19 protein-coding genes are annotated in these 18,614 nt (G+C 65.4%); 15 read left to right on the top strand and 4 right to left on the bottom strand.

Going from position 1 to position 18,614, the window contains the following annotated elements; genetic code table 11:
* Nucleotides 1–20: 20 nt before the first annotated feature.
* From EV191_RS09850 to EV191_RS09835, 4 genes are all read left to right on the top strand, one after another.
* Complete coding sequence (locus tag EV191_RS09850) at nucleotides 21–1,097, top strand: substrate-binding domain-containing protein (protein WP_243658854.1); 1,077 nt, start codon at nucleotides 21–23, stop codon at nucleotides 1,095–1,097.
* A gap of 184 nt (nucleotides 1,098–1,281) precedes the next feature.
* A complete protein-coding gene (locus EV191_RS09845) occupies nucleotides 1,282–1,902 on the top strand; it encodes an AmiS/UreI family transporter (RefSeq protein ID WP_132876601.1) in 621 nt (206 codons plus the stop codon).
* Between the two features lie 72 nt (nucleotides 1,903–1,974).
* Nucleotides 1,975–3,012 (top strand): aliphatic amidase, encoded by a 1,038-nt coding sequence (locus EV191_RS09840; RefSeq protein ID WP_132876600.1) that lies wholly within the window; start codon nucleotides 1,975–1,977, stop codon nucleotides 3,010–3,012.
* Nucleotides 3,013–3,049: 37 nt separating this feature from the next.
* Nucleotides 3,050–4,150 (top strand): AAA family ATPase, encoded by a 1,101-nt coding sequence (locus EV191_RS09835; protein WP_132876599.1) that lies wholly within the window; start codon nucleotides 3,050–3,052, stop codon nucleotides 4,148–4,150.
* A gap of 13 nt (nucleotides 4,151–4,163) precedes the next feature.
* Here EV191_RS09835 and EV191_RS09830 read toward each other — a convergent pair whose 3' ends face one another.
* Nucleotides 4,164–4,844 (bottom strand): GntR family transcriptional regulator, encoded by a 681-nt coding sequence (locus tag EV191_RS09830; protein WP_165912896.1) that lies wholly within the window; start codon nucleotides 4,842–4,844, stop codon nucleotides 4,164–4,166.
* 70 nt (nucleotides 4,845–4,914) lie between these two features.
* Entirely contained in the window at nucleotides 4,915–5,655 is a 741-nt protein-coding gene (locus EV191_RS09825) for a carboxymuconolactone decarboxylase family protein (protein ID WP_132876597.1), read from the bottom strand.
* A gap of 69 nt (nucleotides 5,656–5,724) precedes the next feature.
* Here EV191_RS09825 and EV191_RS09820 point away from each other — a divergent pair, with 69 nt between their 5' ends.
* The 10 genes from EV191_RS09820 (at nucleotide 5,725) to EV191_RS09775 (ending at nucleotide 15,408) form a co-directional block, all read left to right on the top strand.
* Nucleotides 5,725–6,165 carry a nuclear transport factor 2 family protein gene (locus EV191_RS09820; RefSeq protein WP_132876596.1) on the top strand — a complete coding sequence of 147 codons (441 nt, stop codon included), beginning with the start codon at nucleotides 5,725–5,727 and terminating at the stop codon, nucleotides 6,163–6,165.
* A gap of 150 nt (nucleotides 6,166–6,315) precedes the next feature.
* Nucleotides 6,316–7,068, top strand: coding sequence for an N-acyl homoserine lactonase family protein (locus EV191_RS09815; RefSeq protein WP_132876595.1), 753 nt, complete (start codon nucleotides 6,316–6,318; stop codon nucleotides 7,066–7,068).
* 2 nt (nucleotides 7,069–7,070) lie between these two features.
* Nucleotides 7,071–7,493 (top strand): nuclear transport factor 2 family protein, encoded by a 423-nt coding sequence (locus EV191_RS09810; RefSeq protein WP_165912895.1) that lies wholly within the window; start codon nucleotides 7,071–7,073, stop codon nucleotides 7,491–7,493.
* The gene (locus EV191_RS09805) at nucleotides 7,490–8,962 is read left to right on the top strand and encodes an aldehyde dehydrogenase (protein WP_132876593.1); all 1,473 of its coding nucleotides are present in this window, start codon (nucleotides 7,490–7,492) and stop codon (nucleotides 8,960–8,962) included. Before EV191_RS09810 ends, EV191_RS09805 begins: the two co-directional genes overlap by 4 nt.
* Entirely contained in the window at nucleotides 8,937–10,376 is a 1,440-nt protein-coding gene (locus EV191_RS09800; RefSeq protein ID WP_207894471.1) for an FAD-binding protein, read from the top strand. The genes EV191_RS09805 and EV191_RS09800 overlap by 26 nt, the downstream gene beginning before the upstream one ends.
* Nucleotides 10,373–11,452 carry a PrpF domain-containing protein gene (locus tag EV191_RS09795; RefSeq protein ID WP_132876592.1) on the top strand — a complete coding sequence of 360 codons (1,080 nt, stop codon included), beginning with the start codon at nucleotides 10,373–10,375 and terminating at the stop codon, nucleotides 11,450–11,452. The genes EV191_RS09800 and EV191_RS09795 overlap by 4 nt, the downstream gene beginning before the upstream one ends.
* Entirely contained in the window at nucleotides 11,449–12,321 is an 873-nt protein-coding gene (locus EV191_RS09790; protein WP_132876591.1) for an isocitrate lyase/PEP mutase family protein, read from the top strand. Before EV191_RS09795 ends, EV191_RS09790 begins: the two co-directional genes overlap by 4 nt.
* 2 nt (nucleotides 12,322–12,323) lie before the next feature.
* Nucleotides 12,324–13,310, top strand: a complete 987-nt coding sequence (locus EV191_RS09785; protein ID WP_132876590.1) for a Bug family tripartite tricarboxylate transporter substrate binding protein — start codon at nucleotides 12,324–12,326, stop codon at nucleotides 13,308–13,310.
* Between the two features lie 75 nt (nucleotides 13,311–13,385).
* Nucleotides 13,386–13,868: a tripartite tricarboxylate transporter TctB family protein gene (locus tag EV191_RS09780; protein ID WP_165912894.1), complete on the top strand. Its 483-nt coding sequence runs from the start codon at nucleotides 13,386–13,388 to the stop codon at nucleotides 13,866–13,868.
* Nucleotides 13,869–13,887: 19 nt separating this feature from the next.
* Entirely contained in the window at nucleotides 13,888–15,408 is a 1,521-nt protein-coding gene (locus tag EV191_RS09775; protein ID WP_132876588.1) for a tripartite tricarboxylate transporter permease, read from the top strand.
* Between the two features lie 5 nt (nucleotides 15,409–15,413).
* On the opposite strand, the gene hemG is transcribed toward EV191_RS09775, so the two are convergent.
* Entirely contained in the window at nucleotides 15,414–16,811 is a 1,398-nt protein-coding gene (hemG, locus tag EV191_RS09770) for a protoporphyrinogen oxidase (RefSeq protein ID WP_132876587.1), read from the bottom strand.
* A complete protein-coding gene (gene hemE, locus EV191_RS09765) occupies nucleotides 16,811–17,911 on the bottom strand; it encodes a uroporphyrinogen decarboxylase (protein ID WP_424565444.1) in 1,101 nt (366 codons plus the stop codon). The genes hemG and hemE overlap by 1 nt, the downstream gene beginning before the upstream one ends.
* 124 nt (nucleotides 17,912–18,035) lie before the next feature.
* Here hemE and EV191_RS09760 point away from each other — a divergent pair, with 124 nt between their 5' ends.
* The gene (locus EV191_RS09760) at nucleotides 18,036–18,590 is read left to right on the top strand and encodes a DUF3000 domain-containing protein (protein WP_424565443.1); all 555 of its coding nucleotides are present in this window, start codon (nucleotides 18,036–18,038) and stop codon (nucleotides 18,588–18,590) included.
* The last annotated feature ends 24 nt before the right edge of the window (nucleotides 18,591–18,614 follow it).

Genomic DNA, 18,614 nt, shown 5'->3' with positions numbered 1-18,614 from the left:
GATACCAGGTTGGTTGCGCCATGGCACTCCGTACCGCCACGCGCCAGCAGCGCGACTGCTGGCGGATCGCGATGGTGATCCCCTTGCAGGGTCCCGCCGGGCTGTTCGGCCCATCCTGCGAGGCGATCACCGAACTCGCCGTGCACGAACTCAACAACGAGGACGGCATTCTCGGCAGGGAGGTCACCTTCGATGTCGTAGACGGCGGTGCGCATCCACGAGAGATCGCCGCGAAGGTAGGCGAACTACTCGCCGCCGGGCGCATCGACGCGGTCAGTGGCTGGCATATCTCCAGCGTGCGCAACACGCTCGCCCCGGTACTCGCCGACCGGGTGCCCTACGTCTACTCCTCGTTGTACGAGGGCGGCGAACAGCGCGCCGGTATCTACTGTTCCGGCGAGACCCCGCGTTTCCAGATCGCGCCGGCACTGCGCTGGCTGCGCGACAACACCGGCGCCCGCCGCTGGTTCATCGCCGGCGACGACTACGTATGGCCACATCTTTCGGCAACCGCGACGGACCAGTTCGCCCACGAGCTCGATCTGAACATCGTCGGAAAAGGCTTTGTCCGGCTCGGTTCCGCCGATATGGACGCACTGCTCGACCAGATCGACCCCACCGCCTGCGACGGCGTGTTGATGCTGCTGGTCGGCCAGGACGCGGTGGAGTTCAATCGCCGGTTCGCCGCGCGCGGGCTGCACGAGCGGCTGGTTCGCTTCAGCCCGCTCATGGAGGAGAACATGCTGCTGGCCAGCGGTAGCGCGGCGACCGAGAACCTGTTCGTCTCGGCGGCCTACTTCCGCTCGCTGGCCACCGCCGACGCGCTGGATCTACTCGGCCGCTACGTGGGACTGCACGGACCACACGCGCCGCCGCTGAACAACGCCGCGGAATCCTGTTACGAAGGCCTGCACACCCTCGCGCATCTCGCGCGCCGCGCGGGCACGCCGGAACTGGCCGACCTCAATGCCGCCATTGACGGCGTCGCCTATCACGGCCCGCGTGGCACGATCGAGTTTCACGGCCAGCAGGCCGCGCAGCATGTGTATCTTGCCGTCGCGGACGGCTACGACTTCGACATCATCGCCCGCCTGTAGGTCTCGCCCGGCACCTACCCTTCCCCCTCCCCGGGAAACCCGTGCACGGCAGTTGATCCAGCGCCAATCCGTCTTGACGGCACCCCGAGCGTCCATTATTTTCATTTGAAATTATTCCAAAGGTGGTCGTCCGAAGATCAGCCAACCGGCGCCCGTTGTCCGGGCCGCGGGAAAGAGGATGGCGATGAACAATGTCGGACTGATCTACGTCGGCGCGGTACTGTTCCTGAACGGGCTGATGCTGCTCGGCAAGGTGACGGGTCGCGCGGCGGCGCCACTGAACCTGTTCGTCGGCGGCCTGCAGTGCATCACGCCCACGGTGCTGATCATCCAGGCCGGCGCGGACACCGATGCGGTATTCGCGGCGTCCGGGCTGTTCCTGTTTGGCTTCACCTATCTGTACGTCGGTATTGCCAACCTGGCCGACCTCGCACCCGAAGGCCTCGGTTGGTTCTGTCTGTTCGTCGCGGTGGCGGCGGTGAGTTACGCCGGCTTCTCGTTCTGGCGAGACGGTGACCCGGTATTCGGCGTGATCTGGCTTGCCTGGGCCCTGTTGTGGTTCCTGTTCTTCCTGGTGCTCGGCCTCGGAATGGATCGGCTGAGCACGTTCACCGCATGGACGGTGCTGCTGCTCAGCCAGCCAACCACGACACTGCCCGCGTTCGCGGCGATGACAGGTGGATACCAGGCGACGGCAACGGTCGCGACGGTCGGCGCGCTCGGATGCCTCGCGCTGGTGGGAATTGCCGCCGTACTCGCCGGCCGGCGTGGCTCCACTCTGGTCAGCCAGCCAGCGCACACCTGACCTTGCGCGGCCACAGCGGCCGCGCACATCCATAGCGAGCTTGACAACTCCAGCACAGACAAGGAGAAACCCATGCGGCACGGTGACATTTCCGCGAGTCCGGACACGGTTGGCATCGCGGTGGTCAACTACAAGATGCCTCGACTGCACACCAAGGCCGAGGTGTTGGACAACGCCCGCAAGATCGCCGACATGGTGGTTGGCATGAAGTCCGGCCTACCCGGCATGGATCTGGTGGTGCTCCCCGAGTACTCGACGCAGGGGATCATGTACGACCAGGACGAGATGTACGCCACCGCGGCGACGGTTCCCGGCGAGGAGACGGCGATCTTCGCGGAAGCCTGCCGCGCCGCGCAAACCTGGGGCGTGTTCTCGATTACCGGCGAGCAGCATGAAGATCACCCGAACAAACCGCCGTACAACACGCTGGTGTTGATCAATGACCGTGGCGAGATCGCGCAGAAGTATCGCAAGATCCTGCCGTGGTGCCCGATCGAAGGCTGGTATCCGGGAGACACCACGTACGTCACCGAAGGTCCAAAAGGGATGAAGATCTCGCTGATCATCTGCGATGACGGGAACTACCCGGAGATCTGGCGAGACTACGCGATGAAGGGCGCCGAGCTCATCGTCCGCTGCCAGGGTTACATGTACCCGGCGAAGGACCAGCAGGTACTCATCGCGAAAGCGATGGCGTGGGCGAACAACTGTTACGTCGCGGTCGCCAACGCCGCCGGCTTCGACGGGGTGTACTCGTACTTCGGGCACTCCTCGATCATCGGATTCGACGGCCGAACTCTTGGCGAGACGGGCGAAGAGGAGTACGGCATCCAGTACGCCCAGCTTTCGCTGTCCGCGATCCGCGACGCGCGAGAGTACGACCAGTCGCAGAATCACCTGTTCAAGCTGTTGCACCGAGGCTATTCCGGGGTGCACGCGGCAGACGATGGCGACAAGGGTGTCGCGGACTGCCCGTTCGAGTTTTACAAGCTGTGGGTCACCGACGCGCAGAAGGCGCAGGAGAACGTCGAAAAGATCACCAGGGACACCGTCGGGGTGGCCGACTGCCAGGTCGGCGAGCTGCCGGTGAACAAGACGATGGACGCCTGACGACCCAACGCAACGCGAAGCGGGAGAACCACGATATATGCCGTTTCTGAGCGATATGTACCACGAGCAGAACGCGCGGCGTGGCGCCAACCAGACCGACGAAGATCCGGTTTCCACGACCAATCCGAATGGCACGAGCCAGCTCGGTGTTGGCTCGTTTGACCCGGTCGCCATCGCCGCGCGGCTGCGCGCACGTATCCACGGCCAGGAAACGGCGATCGACGCGGTAGTCAACGCCTTGCTGCTCGCCCGTGCCGGAGTGTCCGAACCAGACCGTCCACTGGCGAACCTGTTACTGGTCGGACCGACCGGTGTCGGCAAGACCGAGCTGGTTCGCCGGCTGGCCGCGGAACTCCGGTCCGATCCGGACGACCTGTGCCGGGTGGATATGAACGCGCTCGCCCAGGAGCATTACGCGGCTTCGTTCAGCGGCGCGCCACCCGGCTACGCGGGCAGCAAGGAAGCCTTCTCGGTATTCGACCGCACCAAAGTCGAAGGCGATCTCTACCGGCCAGGGATCGTACTCTTCGATGAGGTGGAAAAGGCACACCCAACGGTGTTACGCGCCCTGCTGCATATCCTGGACAGCGGAACCCTGCGGCTGGCAAACGGGCAGCAGACGATCTCGTTTCGGAACTCGCTGGTCTTTCTCACCTCGAATCTCGGCTCGGCCACGCTCGCGAAACGGCGCTCCGCGCGCTGGCGCCGCGCCGTGGACAAGCTATCGCCCGCACTGGCTACTCGAATGTCCGCACGAGACAACAGATCGATCACTTCCGCCGCACTGCGCGACTTCTTCGATCCGGAGTTCCTCAACCGGATCGATCAGACCGCGATTTTCGCTGATATCGACACGGGGGCGGCCGAAACGATCATTCGCCAAGAGATCGCGCTGCTCGCCGCACGGCTGCGCCGCAAGAACGTCGAACTGACGGTGGCGGATTCGGTGGTCGAGTTGCTGCACACGCGGGGATTCGACCCGGTGTACGGAGCGCGCGCGCTGCGCAGGGCGCTACGCACCACGTTGGCCACCCCGGTTGCCGAATGCCTGCTCCACGAACGGCCGACGGGCACCGATGCGCTGAGTCTCGACGCCACTACCGAAGGAGAGAAGGTGTTAGTACAACGCGTGCCGTGAACCTCGGCCCGGTCTACTCCTCGTTCCGCGTATCGCTCGGGCTCAGCAGGCTGCGCAAGGCATTGGTCATGGCGTGCCGAAGGTGATCCGCCATCCGTTCCCTGGCACCCATCCGGTCGCGTTCGACGATGGCCGCAACGATGGCCTCGTGCTCGGCCTGCGCTACGTGGGCTCGATCTGGCTGGTTCCCGGATGTCACTCGCGCCAGCGCGAGATGGGCGTGGACTTCCGCAAGGTGGCTGGCAAGTACAGAGTTACGGGACAGCGTCGCAATGCGCGAATGCAGGTCGATCCCCTCGGGGAAGCAACTGCTTTCGGATGTTGCCATCTGTGCCGATATCTCTGATACCAGTGATTGCAGCTCATCCGCTTCCTGGTCGGTGATCCGTTCGGCTGCCAACCCGGAAGCGGTTTCTTCCAGTGCTACCCGCAACTCAAACAGGTCAGTGATCTCTCGCCGATTGAAGGTGCGTACGAAGGCGCCGCGGTGGCTGACTATCGTCACGAAACCGGCGGCGTCGAGTCGTTGCAAGGCTTCCCGGAGCGGCCCGCGACTGATGCCGAGCTCCCTGGCCAGACTTACCTCGTTCAGCCGCTCGCCGGGCGCGAACCTTCCCTGCACGATCCACTGCCGGAGAAGTTCCTGTGCTTGAGCTCGATAGCCGTTGTCGTCGCGCCGGATCAGTGGCTGCACGGTTGCTCCAGCAGCAGCGTCCGGATATTCCGCGAGCGGCCGGGTTTCGGTTGACGTCGTCGAATCAGGATCACCGTTCGTCTCGTTCCGCTCCAGAAACCGAAGCAAACTCGTCGGCCACGACCCTGGCGCATTCGGTAAGCGTGTGCACGCCGATCATGGCAACAACTTCCAGCACTTCGACAATCTGCTGCCATGGTACTCCGGCATCGAGCGCCGCCCGAATGTGCTCACGAACCGCCGGCATATGCAGATGAGTCGCCGCCGCGGCGGCCGCGATCGCGACGAGATGACAGAAATCATCCCGCAGCACGGTTCGTTTCCGGGTTACCTGCGCATACCTGCGGTAGGCGTCCAGGTAGTGCGGGGCCAGCCTGCCCGCGGCCTCGGTCCACGAGTCGGTTTGCAGGTCAGGCAGATCGAATTCGGCCCGTTCCGCCAGTTCGCTGGCCAGGACCGGCAGTGTGGACCGCATCGTATCGACGCCCAGCTCCGACACGATCGCCAGCACGGCCATCGCTTCGTCCGCGGTCGCCCCATGCGCGATCGCGTTGCGGAGATGCACCCGAACCCCGATCTCGTAAAGATGCGTGGTGGATGCGTTCATCGCGACGTAGATGAGTTCGCGCTCTTGTGGCCGCAGCGTTCCATGCTTCCACGGCACGGCTGACAGATCGATATAGGCGTCCAGGAGCTCGGGATCCGCATCGAGAACTGGATCCCACAACGGATCCCAGAACCCTCTGAGTTCCTCGAATCTCGCTTTGACGCGGGCCCGTTCCGTGGCCAGGTCTGGTGAGTCGGCAGCCATCGAGCTCCTTCCGTTCGCTGATCCGTCTACCTATAGTACCGCTAACTGTAGACAGATGACAGGAGAGCCATGACCAACATCGATGTCACCGACGAGTTTGAGATCCGGCTCCTCTACGCCCGTTACGCCCGCGCGATTGACGAGGGGGACGGCGAGGCGTGGGCCGCCTGCTACACCAGCGACGGCACGTACTGGTCGTCGACCTTCGGTACCCGCACCGGCCGGCCAGCCTTGCGGGACTTCGCCGTGAATCACTGCCAGGAATGGCATGACCAGGGGATTCGAACCCAGCATTGGATCAGTCAGACATTGCTGGAGCCCGCCCCGTGGGGCATCGCGGCGCGGACTTACGTACTGCTGATGGGGACGACGGCCGCCGGCCCGCCGACGGCGATGCTGCAGACCGAATACCACGACCAACTCGTTCGCGAGGACGGCTCGTGGCGACTCCACCGTCGGGAATCGCATGCTCAATGCTCGCTGAATCTGCCGCCAACTGTTGACAGTTGATAGTTGAGCCGTCAAAGTACGTTTCGCGCGTTATGCGACTGGCCGCGAGATACCGCCACCGACGCGCACCTCGTCGTACGACGGGCGGACCACCGAGATCTGCTCACCAACTGCGGCGGCGAACAGTGTCATCTGGCTATCGATAGGAGTATGACGTTGTGGCAGCTCTACCCGTTGAACTTCGGCGAGTGGCCGGAGTTCGAGCTCTCCCGGTTTCTCTACAACAAGGGGTTCGGCGAAAAGATCCGGGCGATCGCGACGGGTTTCCTTGCCGTCGACGGCGACCGGGCGGTGCTGATTGACGCGGGAATCTACGACGAGGACCGCGCGCTGAGCGATCACGACCAGTGGGTGGTGGGTACCGGACCTGGCCAGGTACGCACGGAACTGGCCAGGTATGACCTCGAGCCGGAAGACATCACCGATGTGGTGCTGACCCATCTGCATTGGGACCACGCGGCGAACGTGCCACTGTTCACCAGAGCGCAAGTGCACATCCAGGACGACGAGATCGAGTACGCGGAGAATCCCCTCCCGCCACACCAGGTCTCGTTCGACCACGGCCTGTCCCGGCCGGCGCCGTGGACGCTGGTCCGCGACCGCATCAACACCTTGCATGGGGATACCGAGCTGTTTCCCGGTATGACCGCATATCACCTGCCTGGCCATACGCCCGGCTCGCAGGGAATCAAGATCAGTACCGCAAAGCAGAGTTACCTGCTTGCCGGCGACAACGTTGATCTTCAGGCGAACTGGGACGGCGACGAGCATCTCCGGCATCGCCCGGGAATGGTCTATGTGGACATGCGCGACTACTGGGCGAGTCTGCTGCGGATGGAATCCCTCGCGGACGTGATCGTGCCATCGCACGATCCGTCGGTCTTCGACCGGGAGGTCTACTAGTGGTGCTCGACGCGACGACGCGGACCGAGTTGCTTGATCTGTACGGACGCTACGCGCAGGCGATCGATGCCAACGACGGCGACAGGTGGATCGAATGCTGGCTACCGGAGGCCACCTTCGTGCCTGGCGTCGGCGCGGCCACGGCAGGGCGCCCGATCGTCGGCCATGCGCAGCTGAGGTCGTTCGCCGAACGCCGGCCGGATGACTACCCGAGGGCGCGGATCCTGACCACGAACCACACCTTCGAGCAGGCGAGCGATCACATCGCGGGCCGGTGCTACGGGCTCGTGGTCGACGTCGGCGGGGACCGTCCTGAACTGGCCGCACATGTCGTCTATCACGACGAGATCGTGCGTTACGAAGGGCGCTGGTGCTTCCGGGCCCGCCGTCCCGAAGCCGATGTCGAGCACCGGAGGCGGTCATGACACTGACGAATTACGAGCTGTACATCGACGGGCAGGCAGTTAGTTCGGCCACTGGCGATCGCTTCGAGTCGATCAATCCGTACACCGGCAAGCCACATGCGACAGTGCCCCGCGCGACATCCGCACAGGTTGACCACGCTGTTGCCGCGGCGGGGGGCGCCTTCGAGACCTGGCGGGCAAGGCCACCAGTGCAGCGGGCGGATCTGCTGCGCACACTGGCGGATCTGCTAGAAGCCGACGGCGACCGGATGGGTGACCTGGAAAGTACCGACAACGGCAAGGTAGTACGCGAGACGCGGGCACAGATGCGTTTCGCCGCGCGGCAGTACCGGTATTTCGCCAGCCTGGCGGAGAATCTGCAAGGCGCGACGATCCCGCTCGACGATCCGACGCTGCTCGATCTGACCCACGCCGAACCACTTGGCGTGTGCGTGCTGATCACGGCCTGGAACTCGCCCATGGGGTTGCTGTCGAACAAACTGGCGCCGGCCCTGGCCGCCGGCAACACGGTAGTCATCAAGCCCAGTGAGCACGCCTCGGTGACAACCCTGGAGTTCGCGCGGCTGGTCGACCGCGCTGGCTTCCCACCCGGCGTGGTCAATGTGGTCACCGGCGAGGCGGATGTCGGCAAAGCACTGACCGACCGCCAGGACATCGGCAAGATCTCGTTTACCGGCAGCCCGGAGATCGGCGCCGCGATCGCCACGGTCGCCGGCGCGAACCTGGTTCCGGTGACGCTGGAACTCGGCGGCAAGAGTCCGAACATCATTTTCGCCGATGCCGACCTGACCGCGGCTCTCTCCGGAGCGTTCGCGGGGATCTTCGCCGCCACCGGCCAGACATGCGTCGCGGGCTCACGCCTGCTGGTACAGCGGTCCATCTATGCCGAAGTCTGTGCGTCCCTGACGGAATCGTCCCACGGCATCCGTCTCGGCGACCCGACATCGCTCGACACGGAGATGGGTACCTGCGCGAACCGCCAGCAGTTCGATCGCGTACTCGGGCACATCGAATCGGCCAAACAGGACGGAGCGCGGTTACTGGCCGGCGGCGAGCCGGAGGAACGACTGCTGCCGGGCCTCTTCGTTCAGCCGACGATCTTTGCCGACGTCACCCCGGATATGCGGTTAGCGCGGGAAGAGGTGTTCGGCCCGGTGCTCGCGGTAATGCCGTTCGACACCGAGCAGGACGCGGTTGAGCTAGCGAATGCCACCAAGTTCGGCCTCGCTGCCGGCGTGTGGACGAAGGACGTCGACCGCGCCATGCGGATGACCCGTTCGCTACGCGCGGGGACGGTCTGGGTCAACACCTACCGCGCGGTCGCCGTGCAGGCACCGTTCGGCGGATTCAAGCACAGCGGATATGGCCGTGAGCGGGGTGTCGCCGCCTTGCAGGACTACCTGACCACCAAGAACGTGATGATCGATTTTGGAGGCTCGTCTCGTGATCCCTTCGCGATCCGAACCTGAGGCAAGGTCAGTTGATCCGCACGACATCGATGTGCTGATCGTCGGTTGTGGTGCTGCTGGGCTGAGCGCCGCGGTCAGCGCCAAAGAGCAGGATCCCGCCGCCAACGTGGTCGTGCTCGAACGCAGCACACGAAACGAGCGCGGCGGCAACACACGCTGGTCAAGCGCGTACTTCCGAATGACCGAGGAACTGCGGCCGGCCGACGGGTTCGACGAGGACTTCGCGGCGTTCACCGGCGGAGCCGCCGATCCGGCATATGTCAGCCGGCTCCGCGAGCTGTCCACGGAAACCCTGCGATGGTTGGAATCTCACGGCGTCCGGTTCGAGATGGTGCCGATGTTCTTCCTCACGGCCCGCAAGCCCCGCTTGGGTATCGCCGGCGGCGGCGCGGCCATCGTCGACACACTTGGCCGGGTCGCGGAAGGCCTGGGTGTCGAGTTCCGCTACGAGACCACCGTCGACGGGTTGCTGACGTCCGGTGCCGGTTCCGAGCGCCAGGTAACTGGCGTCCACTACACCGACCGGGACGGGCGGCGCGGCGAACTCCGCGCTACCGCTGTGCTACTGGCAAGTGGCGGCTACGAGGGCAACGTCGAACTGATGCGACGCAGCTTCGGCGAGAACGCCGAGTTCATGAAACCGGTGGCACGTGGCGGTTCCTTCAACCAGGGTGAGCTCATCGAGTCCGCGATCGACATCGGTGCCGCGCGTGCCGGCGAATGGGGCAACTTCCACGGCGAACCGGTGGACCCGCGATCGCATATGCCCGAAGCCGTCGTGATGACGTTCCCGTACGGAATCCTGGTCAACGCGGACGGCGAGCGGTTCGTCGACGAAGCCTCCGGCACGGTTGACGAGATCTATGAGGAGGTCTGCCGGTCGATTTTCCGACAACCGGGCAACATTGCCTACCTGATCGCCGACCAGCGGCTACTCGAGATACCTGACTTCGACCGAGCAACGCTCACCGACCAGAACCCGTACCAGGCTGAGTCGCTTGAACATCTCGCCAAGGTGCTTGATGTCGACGCTCGGGCGTTGACATCAACAGTGGACGCCTACAACCGCGCTGTCCAACCGGGTGAACCCGGATTCGACCACACGGCCGCCGATGGATTGTGCACGATCGGCCTGCAACCGCCCAAGTCGAACTGGGCGCGGGCGGTCGTGGGAGCACCGTTTGTCGCCATTCCGATCGCCACCGCGGTGTGCTTCACCTTCGGTGGCGTGGCCGTTGATCAGGAGTCCCGCGTACTCACCGAGGACGGAATGTGGATCCGCGGACTCTGGGCTGCGGGCGAGATGACCGGCGTCTACCACCGCAAGTATCCGGGTGCCACATCCGTCCTGCGCTCACTGGTGTTCGGCCGTGTGGCTGCACGGGGCGCCATGCTCGCGGGGAGGGCGGTATGACGCGGATCCGCGCGGACCTCGTGCGTGGCGGCACGAGCCGAGGAGTCTTCGTCCACCTGGACGATCTACCCACCGACGTCGATACACGCGATCGACTACTGGTGGATCTGCTCGGCAGTCCTGATCCATTGCAAGTGGACGGTCTGGGTGGTGGCGCCTCGTCTACCAGCAAGGTGGTCGCCGTCCGCGCGGCACAGGACCCCGAAGCGGACATCGAGTACATGTTCTACCAGGTCGGTATCAACGAACGGATCGTGGACACGTCCGGCAACTGCGGGAACCTGTCGTATGCGGTCGGCCCGTGGGCGGTTGAGCAGGGCCTGCTCCGTGGACCAAACAGTACCCCCGAGCGGATCCGGTTACGCAACCTCAACACCGGCCGGCTGCTGGTCTCGACCACGCGGCCGGGTACCGGTGCGGGGCCCTACCAGACCGGAACCGCCGTCGATATCGACCACATCGATCCAGCCGGCCAGGACGGTGCGAACGTCTTTCCGACCGGCGCCGCCTACGAGTACCGCCGCTGGCGACACGGCCTGCTGCCGGTGACGATCGCCGGTATCGCCTCGGTGGTGATCATGATTCCGGCCGGGGAGCTCGGGCTCACCGCAACGGAAAGCCGTGACGAGTTGAGTTCGCGGACCGACCTGCTTGCGGACCTGGAAGAGTTGCGCGCACAGGTCGCGGCCGAGCTCGGTATCGGCGGAGCACGTGGCCCGTCACGCGCCGTTCCCCGGATCGCCATCCTCGCGGCAGCCCAGCTGCCGGAACGGGATCTCGAATCGCGCAGTATCTCGCTGCAGCGCGCGCACCATGCGATCCCGGGAACATCGGCGATCTGCGTGGCTGCCGCGGCGCGTCTTGCTGGCACCGTGCCGCACAAGATCATTGGCGCGCCGGCCACGCCGGATGCCGCCACCGTCCGAATTGGTCACCCCCGTGGCCAGGTCGAGATTCGCGTCGAGACGGAACTCCTCGAAGGACGCCAGCACGTCACATCGGCCGGTACCAGCAGTACCGCCCGAACACTGATGACGGGGATCGCGATGGTCCCACAACGAGAGGATCGAACGTGACGACAACCGGTAACCCGCTACGCGAGCTGGTCGCGCCCGGCCTAGCAACGCCCGCGCTCGGTGCGCCAAACGCGCTTACCGCTCGGGTGATCGAAGACATGGGCTTCCCCGCCGTGTACCTCACCGGTGCTGGAGTGGCGAACACCTTCCTTGGTGTGCCTGATATCGGACTCGTGACCCTGACCGAGCTCGCCCAACATGTCCGCACGATCGCCGATACCGTATCTATTCCACTGATCGTTGACGCTGATACCGGTTTCGGCAACGCGTTGGGCGTCCAGCGGACTGTTCGGCTGCTCGAGCAGGCAGGGGCCAGTGCGATCCAGATCGAGGACCAGGAATCCCCGAAACGTTGCGGTCACTTCGATGGGCAGACGGTCATCGACCAAGCAGAGATGGTCCAGAAGATCCGGATGGCGGTCGACACGCGGCGCGCGGACTTCCTGCTCATCGCCAGGACGGACGCCATCAACACGCTCGGCTTCGACCAGGCAGTGGAGCGCGCTATTGCCTACCACGAAGCGGGTGCGGACGTCATCTTCGTCGAGGGACCAACCGATCACGAGCAGCTGGCGGCCATTCCACGCCACCTGCCAGGTGTGCCGTTGGTCGCCAACATGGTCGAAGGCGGGCGCACGCCCCTCGTCGACCGAACAACGCTGGCATCACTCGGGTTCGGTGTGGCTCTGTTCGCGAATGTCGCGCTGCAGGCATCGGTGCACGGCATGCAGCAGGCCCTGGCGAAGCTGCGCGACAGCGGTGACCTCAAGCAAACCCAGGATCTCGTTCTGCCGTGGGCGGAACGGCAACGTTTGGTCCGCAAACCAGAGTTCGACAAGTTGGAGCAGCGTTACAGCGCTGGGAGGTAATCATGAAGATCCACAGTGTGGTGGCGTCCGCAGCGGCGAGCTTGACGCTCGTCGTGGCAGCGGGCTGTACCAGCAGCTCTCCCGAGGACTACCCGGATGACGACGTCACGTTCATCATCCCCGCGGCACCAGGTGGTTCCACCGACCCTGTTGGTCGGGCGTTCGCCCGGCAACTCGAGGCCGAGCTGGGGACCTCCGTAGTTGTCAAGAATCGCGATGGTGGCGGTACGACCGTCGGGACCAACGAAGTCCTGCAGGCTGAACCCGATGGCTACACGATCGGGATGTTCATCGACAGTGCCCTGGCGCTGAACCCGCTGCAGCAGGATCTCCCCTATGAGCCAGACGAAGCCGAACTGATCTTCGGACTCGCCGAGCAGCCGGCGAATCTCGCAGTTCCGGCTGATGCGCCGTGGAAATCCTTTGCGGACTTCATCAGCGATGCCAAGAAGCGACCTGGCGAGTTCCAGATCGCCAATTCCGGCGCACAGTCCGTGACGGACCTGGAGATCCGCAAACTGGCCAAGGACGCCGGTATCGATGTGCAGTCCGTACCGTTTGGCGGCGGCGGTTCCGATGCCCTCAAGGCTCTCGTTGGCGGCCAGGTCGACGCGGCGGTCGGCAGGGTCGGGACCTTCGCCGGCGATGTCGAGGCGAACAACCTGCGCATTCTCGCCACCTTCCGCGATAAGCCGTTCCATGCCGCGCCGGACGCTACGCCGACCGGCGAACTGGGGCTCGAGATCGGCAACACACCCGAATACGTCGGCATTGGCGCACCACGCGAACTTCCACCAGAAGTCAAGAAGCGTCTGGTCGAGGCGGCACGCGAGGTAGCCGAGAGCAAGCAGTTCCAGGACTTCCTCAGGGAACGGGGTATGGAACCGAGCCCGCAGGGTCCCGAGGAATATCAGGAAACGATCAACCAGACCCGTGAGGAGTATTCCGGTCTCCTCAAGGAAACCGGCATGCCAACAAAGCAGGGCTGAATCGGGAGCTGGGTCCGTAATGCGCCGTAGTGCGCCGGAATGCCATCGCAGCAGGATCGAGCAGAAGGACGAGCCATGTCGGAAGCTGAATCGGTAGGCAGTCAGCGGAAAGGTCGAGCGGCCGTCGGGGCGGCCGTGCTGGCTTTTTCCCTGGCGTACCTGCATCAGGCGAGTTCGCTGTCGATCGGCACCGCGGAGCAGCCGGGACCGGCGTTGTTCCCACTCGCGGTCGGCGGGTTTCTGGCCTTCGCCGCGCTGGTGACGCTGGTCGAGGCATGGCGGGGAATCAGCCGAGACGAGACGGTAGATCTGCCGCACGGAACCGGCCTGGTGCGGGTGATCGGGCTTGCCGTGTCCATCGTGGCCTACGTCCTGTTGTTGCCGATGCTCGGACATATCGTCACGACCGTACTGTTCTGTACCGTCTCGCTCCGGTTGCTCGGCGGCAAATCCTGGCTGTGGGCCGTCATTGGCGGGCTCACCATCGGCATCGCGATGAATCTGGTCTTCGTGAACGCGCTCGGGGTGCCCATGCCCGAAGGCTTACTCGATATCTGACTGACCGAAGGGTGACAACGTGGATACCCTCGACGGGCTGCTGCATGGCTTAAGCGTTGCCGTACAGCCGATCAACATCGGCGCCGCGTTCGCGGGCGTGTTACTCGGAATGCTGACCGGCGTTCTGCCGGGTCTCGGCACCGTTGCCGGTGCTGCGTTGGTGTTGCCGCTGACGTTCACGCTCGACAGCCCGGAAACCGGCATTATCATGATCGCCGGGATCTACTACGGCGCGATGTATGGCGGATCCATTACATCGATCCTGTTCAAGGTCCCCGGTGAAGCCGCGTCGGTCGTCGCGGCCATGGACGGCTACGAACTTGCGCGTAACGGACGAGCGGGGCCGGTACTCGGGATCACCACTATCGGCTCGTTCGTCGCCGGAATGCTCACGGCCGTGGTGGTGACCTTCTTCGCTCCGGCTCTTGCCGAGCTTGGCCTGGCATTCGGCCCGGCCGAACTATTCGCGCTGGTGACCGGGAGCCTGCTCATTCTGGCGACCGTGTCGGGCGGGGGCTTGGCGAGCAACCTGGTGCCACTCGGTCTCGGCCTCGTGGTCGCCACGATCGGCCAGGAGCCGGTCACCTCGATCTCGCGGTTCACCTTCGGCAACGGCGAGCTCAGTCAGGGTATCGGTCTGGTGCCGGTGGCGGTGGGCGCGTTCGGTATCGCGGAACTGCTCTTCCTGGTCTCTGGCAAGCGGGGCAACGGCACGACTACCAAGGTCCGGGTGCGGGACCTCATACCGTCGAAGGACGAGGTGCGCCGATCCGTGGCGCCGTGGCTGCGAGGTACCGGACTGGGGGCCTTCCTGGGTCTGCTGCCGGGACCGTCGGCCGCTGTTTCGGCTTTTGCCTCCTACAAAGCGGAGAAAAGCATCTCGAAGACTCCGTCCCGGTTCGGCACCGGGCAGATCGAAGGGGTGTCCGGGCCGGAGGCCGCCAACAACGCTGCGTCCACATCAAGCATCGTGCCGATCTTGACGCTCGGCATCCCGTTCTCGAGCACGCTGGCACTCGTGCTGTCCGCAATGATCATCCACGGAGTACAGCCAGGGCCCGCGTTGATCACGAACGACCCGGATATCTTCTGGGGCGTTATCGCGTCGATCTTCCTGGGCAACCTGATGCTCGTCGTGCTGAATATCCCGATGATCGGGGTATGGGTACGGCTGCTCAGCACACCGCAGCACGTGCTGGTTACCGGCATCGTGGCGCTGTCCGTGATTGGCGCCTACAGCGTCAACAACAGCATGCTGGACGTGTACCTGCTGGTGGTCTTCGCCGCCCTCGGGTACGTCCTGCGGACCTATGGCTTTCAGATGGCGCCGCTGATTCTGGGTGTCGCCCTCGGCCCGTTCCTGGAAACCTACCTTCGGCAGGGCCTGGCGCTCAGCCGCGGAAGCGTGCCGGACTTGCTCGCCGGGTCGTCAATCTCGCTCACGGTCTGGATTCTGGTCGCGCTGGCGGTACTCGGAGCGCCCACCGTCCGGTTCCTGCGCCGCAGGAGGCGGGGTGTCAAGGAATCGACCCGGGTGTGAACCTGCTAGTTCACCGCGCCGGCTACCCGGCGCGCGGCGGCATCAGCGGTACCGATACATGCTGGCACACCGACACCATGCAACGCGGCACCAGCGATCGCCAGCGTTGGTTGGCGGGTAAGCGATTCCGCGATCCGCTGAACCCGATCCAGATGGCCCACCGAATACTGCGGTAGCCCGCCACCCCACCGTTTGACCACAGCGTCGAGTGGACGGTCGCGAATTCCGGTCAGTTCGGCGAGGTCCGCGCGAACCAGCCGCACGAGCTCGGCATCGGTGTAGCGGAGTGCCCTGGTATCGGCGAACTTTCCGACCGATCCTCTGAGCAGCACCGCGTCCGTGCCGTAATGTGTCCACTTGCGAGTCGAGAAGGTGAACGCTTTCGCGGTGAACTCGGTTCCGTCCGCGTGCCGCTCCCCCGAGCCGATCAGGATCCCGGCCCGTTCGGGTAGGGACACCTCGGGTGGCAGCGCAAGCCCGATCACCGCCATCGAAGCCAGCTCGATCCCCGCGAAAGCGGTAGCCGCATCCGGTAGGACCGGCGCGAGCAGTTTGCTTGCCGCGGGCGCCGGGACCGCCAGCACCACCGCATCGGCAAGCAGTTCCGGCTCGGCCGGGGCGTGTGCGGATGCCGCCGCGCCCAGCTGGAGCCGCCAACCGCGCTCGGTCGGGCAGATTTCCCTTACGGTGCGGGAAAGTAGCTGCCGAGCGCGGGACATCTCCGCCAGCCGGTCAACCAGCTGGGCGAGACCACCCGGCAGTGTTCCGAACACCGGGGCCGTACTTGGCGTGTTCGGCAACAGACCGGCCACCGCGGCGGTCACCGATTCCGCCCCAGCGTCCAATGCGGACGCTAGGGCTGGCACGGTCGCCCGCAGTCCGAGGCTGTCCGCGCCGCCCGCGTACACGCCGCCAAGGAGTGGATCAACGAGGCGATCGACGAGCTCATCGTCGAAACGCTCGCGCAGCAGTGTGCCCACCGCGATATCGCCGTCCAGCAGCGGAGCGGACCTACTCGATTCGGCGGCCACGGCTCGCTGGCCCCGCGCCGACAGCACGCCGGCCACCGAATCGGCCGTGGCCGGCACCCCGAGCATCGTGCCCGCCGGCAGCGGCACCGTCGCGCCACCCGCGCGCAGCGCGGAGCGCATCCCGGAAGGGTGCACGACGGGTAGGCCAAGTTCACCCGCCAGCTCCAGGGCTTCCGGGCGGCGCGCCAGAAACGCTTCCGCGCCAAGATCGAAGTCGTGCCCGGCAAGCGAGCCCGTGTACAGCTTGCCGCCAAGCCGGTCGCACTGCTCGATCAGCACGATGTCAGCCGACGACCCCAACAGCACGCGCAGTCGGTACGCCGCCGCGGCACCCGAGATACCGCCGCCGACGACCGCGACGCGCGGCGCCATCAGCGCACCGGTTGCTCGTGCACTACCTCGACTAGTCTGGTCAGCACATCCGGATCGGTATCCGGCAGCACTCCATGGCCGAGGTTGAACACATGCCCACCAGCGGCTCGCCCCTCGGCGGCCACCCTGCGGGCCTGCTCGGCGACCACCGAAGAGCCGGCGAACAGTACGGCGGGATCAAGGTTTCCCTGCACCACCGGCTCCGCTGCTTCCGGCGCGGCGGCGCGCAGCCGCGCGGCCGCCCTGTCCAGCGGCAACCGCCAATCGACCCCGACGACGTCCGCACCGGCCGAGCGCATCGCGGGCAGCAGCTCCGCCGTGCCGACCCCGAAGTGAATCCGGGGCACCCCAGCATCGGCGAGCCCGCCGAGCACCTTGGCCGAATGCGGCAGGACGAACTCCCGGTACTCGGCTTCGGAGAGCGCGCCAGCCCAGGAGTCAAACAGCTGCACCGCGTCGACGCCAGCAGCTACCTGCACGTTCAGGAAGGTGAGCGCGACCGTCGCGAGCCGGTCGAGCAGCGCATGCCAGGTGGCCGGTGCCGCGTGCATCAGCGCCTTGGTCCGCTCGTGGTTGCGGCTCGGCCCGCCCTCGACGAGATAGGAGGCGAGCGTGAACGGGGCGCCGGCGAATCCGATCAGCGGGGTGTCCGCGAGCTCACCGAGCAGTAGCCGGATGCCATCGGCGACCGGGCTGACCTGATCCGGGTCGAGTAGCGGGAGGTTGGCCACGTCGGCGTCCGAGCGCACTGGGTTCGCGACCACCGGGCCGGTACCGGCGACGATATCGACGTCGACGCCAGCCGCGCGCAGCGGAACAACGATGTCACTGAACAGGATCGCCGCGTCCACGCCATGCCGGCGTACCGGCTGCAGGGTGATCTCGGCGAGCATCCCGGGATCGGTGCAGGCCGCCAACATCGGGGTGCCGGCACGCAGTTCGCGGTACTCTGGCAACGATCGGCCGGCCTGGCGCATGAACCACACGGGGACCCGCGAAGGGGTCTCGCCACGTGCGGCGGCGAGGAAAGGGGCGTCCGGTAGCGGCCTGCGTGCCGGCGTCCCCCGACCGGAAGCGGTGGTCACCTGCGTGGATGTCATCTCGCTCATCGTGCTCCCATAGTCGCACGCGCCGTGTTTGCCAATGCGGCGTGGTTCGGCTTTTCTCGGCGTGCCCTCACCCGGCATGCTGGCTTCGCGTCTTACAGTCAGTAGCGTGACCGGGATGTCCGAAGCGCCGGAGCTGTTTCGTGAAGCTGTCAGTTCGCTGACCGCGGTGCACGCGCGCCCGGAAGTACAACTCGAGGTAGTGAAACCGCCCCAGCGACTCGCCCCATGGGCGTACGCGCTCAGCGCCGAGGCGACTGGCCCCGTCGACGTGCTCGCCACCGGCCGGTTGGTGTTGCTGTACGACCCGGAGGGCCAGGAAGCCTGGAACGGCGTGCTGCGGATCGTCACCTATGTGCGCGCGGAGATCGACAGGGAGCTGGCCAGCGACCCGTTCCTGCCCGCGGTGAGCTGGTCCTGGCTCAGCGATGCGCTGGCCGAGTCCGGCGCGGCCTGGACCGCGCTCGGCGGCACGGTCACCGAGACCTCGTCGGCACGGTTCGGCGATATCAGCGGCCCCGCGCGTACCGATGATCTGGAGCTGCGCGCGTCCTGGACCGCGACCAACCCTGAGCTGACCGCGCATGGCGCGGCCTTCTGCCAGCTGATGGCGAGCGTGGTCGGTCTGCCGCCGGTCGGCGTCACGGTGTTCGGGCAGCGCCAGAGCTCCTGAGGACCCGGGTTCCGCAGCCTGAGG

The sequence above is a fragment of the Tamaricihabitans halophyticus genome, assembly GCF_004340875.1.
Taxonomy (GTDB): Bacteria; Actinomycetota; Actinomycetes; order Mycobacteriales; family Pseudonocardiaceae; genus Tamaricihabitans; species Tamaricihabitans halophyticus.
The sequence above is the reverse complement of the archived record's forward strand: the minus strand, read 5'-3'. Positions and strand labels throughout refer to the sequence as shown.

What these genes read in the sequence shown, in the direction of transcription:
- EV191_RS09850 (WP_243658854.1), top strand. Translation starts at nt 21, where the DNA reads ATGGCACTCCGTACCGCCACGCGCCAGCAGCGCGACTGCTGGCGGATC.
- EV191_RS09845 (WP_132876601.1), top strand. Translation starts at nt 1,282, where the DNA reads ATGAACAATGTCGGACTGATCTACGTCGGCGCGGTACTGTTCCTGAAC.
- EV191_RS09840 (WP_132876600.1), top strand. Translation starts at nt 1,975, where the DNA reads ATGCGGCACGGTGACATTTCCGCGAGTCCGGACACGGTTGGCATCGCG.
- EV191_RS09835 (WP_132876599.1), top strand. Translation starts at nt 3,050, where the DNA reads ATGCCGTTTCTGAGCGATATGTACCACGAGCAGAACGCGCGGCGTGGC.
- EV191_RS09825 (WP_132876597.1), bottom strand. Translation starts at nt 5,655, where the DNA reads ATGGCTGCCGACTCACCAGACCTGGCCACGGAACGGGCCCGCGTCAAA.
- EV191_RS09820 (WP_132876596.1), top strand. Translation starts at nt 5,725, where the DNA reads ATGACCAACATCGATGTCACCGACGAGTTTGAGATCCGGCTCCTCTAC.
- EV191_RS09815 (WP_132876595.1), top strand. Translation starts at nt 6,316, where the DNA reads ATGACGTTGTGGCAGCTCTACCCGTTGAACTTCGGCGAGTGGCCGGAG.
- EV191_RS09805 (WP_132876593.1), top strand. Translation starts at nt 7,490, where the DNA reads ATGACACTGACGAATTACGAGCTGTACATCGACGGGCAGGCAGTTAGT.
- EV191_RS09795 (WP_132876592.1), top strand. Translation starts at nt 10,373, where the DNA reads ATGACGCGGATCCGCGCGGACCTCGTGCGTGGCGGCACGAGCCGAGGA.
- EV191_RS09785 (WP_132876590.1), top strand. Translation starts at nt 12,324, where the DNA reads ATGAAGATCCACAGTGTGGTGGCGTCCGCAGCGGCGAGCTTGACGCTC.
- EV191_RS09780 (WP_165912894.1), top strand. Translation starts at nt 13,386, where the DNA reads ATGTCGGAAGCTGAATCGGTAGGCAGTCAGCGGAAAGGTCGAGCGGCC.
- hemG (WP_132876587.1), bottom strand. Translation starts at nt 16,811, where the DNA reads ATGGCGCCGCGCGTCGCGGTCGTCGGCGGCGGTATCTCGGGTGCCGCG.
- hemE (WP_424565444.1), bottom strand. Translation starts at nt 17,911, where the DNA reads ATGACATCCACGCAGGTGACCACCGCTTCCGGTCGGGGGACGCCGGCA.
- EV191_RS09760 (WP_424565443.1), top strand. Translation starts at nt 18,036, where the DNA reads ATGTCCGAAGCGCCGGAGCTGTTTCGTGAAGCTGTCAGTTCGCTGACC.